Below are 975 nucleotides of genomic sequence, written 5' to 3' on the forward strand. Positions count from 1 at the left end.
GAAAAGCCCGGCCGAAGCCGGGCTTTTCCATCGGACCGAAGGACCGATTACTGCTGCACCTGCAGCTCCGTGCGGCGGTTGCGCGCACGACCGGCATCGGTGTCGTTGCTGTCGATCGGGTCGTTCTCGCCATGGCCGATCGGGCCTTCCAGGCGGCTCGCGTCCACGCCGTGGGCGGTCAGGTAGTCGTACACGATCTTCGCGCGACGCTCCGACAAGGCCTGGTTATAGGCGTCCTTACCCACCGAGTCGGTGTAGCCGGCCACCGTCACGTGCACGTCCGGATAACGCTTGAGGGTGTCCACCGCCTGGTCGAGGATCGCCACCGAATCCGAGCTCGGCTCGGCCAACGCCTTGGCGATGTTCGTCTCGCCCTTCTTCGGACGGTCGAACTTGAAGTTCACGCCGCGCAGGTCGATCACCACCTTCTGCGGGCAGCCATCCGGACCCACCAGGGTACCGGCCGGCGTCGCCGGGCACTTGTCGTCGCAGTCGTTCACGCCGTCGCCATCGCTGTCCTTGGTGGAGCAATCCTCCACTGGGGCCGGCGGCGGCGGGGTCGGCGCAGCGGCCGGCTGGCCGAAGCGCGAAACCACGCTGAAGCCCAGGAACCAGTCGCCGTAGCCGTTTTCCTTCGGCTGGGTCTTGTCGTCCCAGTCGTAGCGGTAGCCGGCCTCGATGCGGATGTCCGAGCTGTCGGTGATGGTCTTGGACACGCCCACGCCCAGTTCGGCCGCCGGCGACCAGCCGCTGTCGGCGCGGCTGTTGTGGTGGCTGCCCAGCACGCCCGCCAGCAGGTACGGACGCCAGGCGTCCCACGCGCCGGCGTAGAAGCGCGCCGCCACGCCCAGGTTGTTGCTGGACCAGTTGCCGCCGCCGTCCACGTCGCGCTTGGTGCGGTCGGCGAAGATGTCGATCGAGGCGTTCGGCGAGACGAAGCGGCCCACGCCCAGGCCGTAGTACACCTGACGGCTG

General features: G+C 68.3%; 1 protein-coding gene. It reads right to left on the bottom strand.

Translation table 11 applies throughout. The annotated features are described in order from the left end of the window. Positions 1–47 precede the first annotated feature (47 nt). On the bottom strand, positions 48–975 hold a 928-nt coding region (locus ACH65_RS18080; RefSeq protein ID WP_049624035.1), incomplete at its 5' end, for an OmpA family protein.

The sequence above is a fragment of the Frateuria defendens genome (assembly GCF_001182895.1).
GTDB classification, from domain to species: domain Bacteria; phylum Pseudomonadota; class Gammaproteobacteria; order Xanthomonadales; family Rhodanobacteraceae; genus Frateuria_B; species Frateuria_B defendens.